This is a genomic window from Clostridium fessum (assembly GCF_027698965.1).
Classification (GTDB): domain Bacteria; phylum Bacillota; class Clostridia; order Lachnospirales; family Lachnospiraceae; genus Otoolea; species Otoolea fessa.
In genome coordinates this window covers 1-2,827 of the sequence record NZ_JAQEQF010000017.1, presented here as the reverse complement: position 1 = coordinate 2,827, position 2,827 = coordinate 1, and the positions used below count along the sequence as shown (strand labels likewise).

Annotated in this window: 3 protein-coding genes; all 3 read left to right on the top strand. The window is 46.7% G+C overall.

Annotated features, from left to right (window positions below; genetic code table 11):
- Positions 1 to 121: 121 nt before the first annotated feature.
- A complete protein-coding gene (tnpA, locus tag PG862_RS14285) occupies positions 122 to 490 on the top strand; it encodes an IS66 family insertion sequence element accessory protein TnpA (protein ID WP_118468474.1) in 369 nt (122 codons plus the stop codon).
- On the top strand, positions 480 to 842 hold the full coding sequence (gene tnpB, locus PG862_RS14280) for an IS66 family insertion sequence element accessory protein TnpB (RefSeq protein ID WP_270707858.1): 363 nt from the start codon (positions 480 to 482) through the stop codon (positions 840 to 842). Before tnpA ends, tnpB begins: the two co-directional genes overlap by 11 nt.
- Positions 843 to 1,139: 297 nt before the next feature.
- Positions 1,140 to 2,771: an IS66 family transposase gene (gene tnpC, locus PG862_RS14275; protein ID WP_270707856.1), complete on the top strand. Its 1,632-nt coding sequence runs from the start codon at positions 1,140 to 1,142 to the stop codon at positions 2,769 to 2,771.
- Positions 2,772 to 2,827: the final 56 nt, after the last annotated feature.

Sequence of the window (2,827 nt, the reverse complement as noted above, 5' to 3'; positions counted from 1 at the left end):
GTAAACGCTCCATAGCAAGTACCTGTTCCTCCACTCCTTTTTCTGCCATAATAGTCTCACACTATACAGAGTCAAAAAAGTTAAGTACTCAACTTTTTTGACCGCCTATGGAGGTCTAGCTATGAGCAGTCAAACAAGTTTGGTTGCTGAACAGGTTCGGTTGCAGCAATGGGCGGCACAGATCCAGGATTGTAAAAACCGCCCTGCAGATATGAAAGTAGAAACCTGGTGCAGTGAGCATGGCATCACAAAAGCGAATTATTATTATCGTCTGAAAAGAGTCCGCAAAGCATGTTTGGAGGTCTACAATCCAGAACCGGCGTTTGTGGAACTTCCTCAGCCGACAGAGAAAGCTCTGCCCCAGGAAGACAGCAGCTTAAAACCGACAGCTATTTTGCGAAATTCCAGAGGATTGGCACTTGAAATTTATAATCCTGTCTCTAAAGATATGCTTCAGTGTATCCTGGAGGTTCTGTCTAATGCTGAATGACGCCACAGGTCTGAAAAAGATCTATCTTGCAGTTGGTTATACCGATCTGCGGAGAGGAATGGATGGTCTCGCAACGATCATCCGGTTCCGGTTTCAGCTCGATCCGTATGATAAAAATACGCTCTTTCTTTTCTGCGGGAAGAAGACGGACCGGATCAAGGGACTCTTATGGGAAGGGGATGGGTTCCTACTTCTTTACAAGAGACTGAGCAACGGTGCCTTCAACTGGCCACGTTCCGTAGAAGAGGCGTTGGAAATATCCCCGGAACAGTATACGATGCTGATGCAAGGGCTTGAAATTCTCCCCAAACATCCGATCAGGCCAAATGATCCGCCTAAAAGATTGATGTAACATTTGTGCATTATGGAGAAAAAATTTCCATATTTCACAGAAGAAAAGAGAATCTCTTCCGTTTCATAAAGCTTATCCACAGAATTCAGTCCGCAGGAATCAAACCACACGGTTTCGGGCAGAAAAATCGTTCTGAATCTGTGGATAGCAGTACAGAACATCTGGAATCCTGAAAAGCTATCCCAGGTGCTCTGTACTGTTATCCACCGTCATTATGCCGAAAGGAAAACAGGCTCCAAGTGGCAGAAAACGTACAGATCTGGTACAATGGACTCATTGAGAAAAGGAGTTCCTGCCATGACGATGAAGTTCACAGAAGAACAGTTAAACAGCTTTGATAAATCTATGCTGATCCAGTTATTTTTGAATCAACAGGAACAGTTAGGAAAGGTCAGTGCCGACCTGCATTCCCTGGATACGAAGATGCAGGCAATGATGGAACAGCTGATCCTGGCTAATAAGAACCGGTTTGGACGTTCCTCTGAAAAAATGGAGGATGCCCAGCAGCTCCGTTTTGCTGAAGTGGATGGAACCATTGTGTTTTTTAATGAAGCCGAAGCTGTCTGTGATCTGGAGGCACCGGAACCAGAGACTCTGGAGCCGGCACCGGAACGCAGAAAAAAAGCAACCGGTAAGAAAGCACAGGATATGTCCGGGCTTCCTACAAATCGGATCGACCACTACATGACCGAAGAAGAATTAACAGTAGAATTCGGTGAAAACGGCTGGAAACAGCTTCCAGATGCTATTACACGCAGATATCGTTTCATTCCGGCAAAAGTCGAGGTGGATGAGCACCATGTTGGTGTATATGCCAGCAAAACAGACGGGCACATGATAAAAGCAAAGCATCCCAAAAGCCTGCTTCATGGAAGCCCCGTATCCGCTTCGCTCGCTGCTGCGGTCATGAATGGAAAATACGTAAACGCGGTCCCTCTTTATCGCCTTGAACAGGAATTCCTTCGATATGGCCTTGCCATAACCAGGCAGAACATGGCGAACTGGATGATCCGGCTGGGAGAAGAATATCTCGCCGTTTTGTATGATCACCTTCATTCGCTACTTTACAGATATCATGTCATCCAGGCTGATGAGACACCGGTATTGGTAAAACGGGATGGCCGCAGTGCCGGTTCCAAGAGTTATATGTGGGTGTACCGTTCTGGCCACATGTATCCGGAAAAACAGATCATCCTTTATGAGTATCAGCGGACAAGAAATGCCTCTCATCCCCGGGAATTCCTAAAGAATTATTCCGGCATTTGCGTGACGGATGGCTATCAGGTCTACCATACACTGGAAAAAGAGCGTGAAGACCTGACGATAGCCGGGTGCTGGGTCCATGCCCGCAGGCGCTTTGATGAAGCGCTTGCAGTAGTACCGAAAGAACGCCAAAAAGAATCCGCATCCTATCTGATCTTAAAGCAGATCCAGACGATCTACAGAAAAGAAGGAAAGCTAAAGGATCTCTCATCGGAAGAACGGCTTTCCCAGCGTCAGGTGGCTATAAAGCCACTGGTAGACGCTTTGTTTGCGTACCTAAAGCAGCATGAAAGCGAGGTCGGAACAGAAAAGCTGAAGGATGCTTTCAGTTACGCTCTGAATCAGGAAAAATATCTCCGGATTTTCCTGACAGATGGGGATGTCCCTATGGATAATAACGCCTCTGAGCGCGCGATCCGCGGATTCTGTGTTGGAAAGAAGAACTGGCAGATGATCGATACGATCAATGGTGCGAAAGCATCCGCGATTATTTACAGCATCGCAGAGACGGCAAAAGCGAATAACCTAAAACCATACGAATACTTTGAACACCTTCTGACAGAGATCCCTAAGCGCATGGATAACAGCGACCGGTCATTCTTAGATGACCTGCTTCCATGGTCGAAAAAGTTGCCGGACGTTGTCAGAAAACCGAAAAAGCAATGAAGTAGAGCCGCGGAAGCGGCTTTTAGCTTATAGGGTACTTGGTATGGAGCGTTTAC

Coding starts and splice junctions, on each gene's coding strand:
- tnpA (WP_118468474.1), top strand. CDS start 122: ATGAGCAGTCAAACAAGTTTGGTTGCTGAACAGGTTCGGTTGCAGCAA.
- tnpB (WP_270707858.1), top strand. CDS start 480: ATGCTGAATGACGCCACAGGTCTGAAAAAGATCTATCTTGCAGTTGGT.
- tnpC (WP_270707856.1), top strand. CDS start 1,140: ATGACGATGAAGTTCACAGAAGAACAGTTAAACAGCTTTGATAAATCT.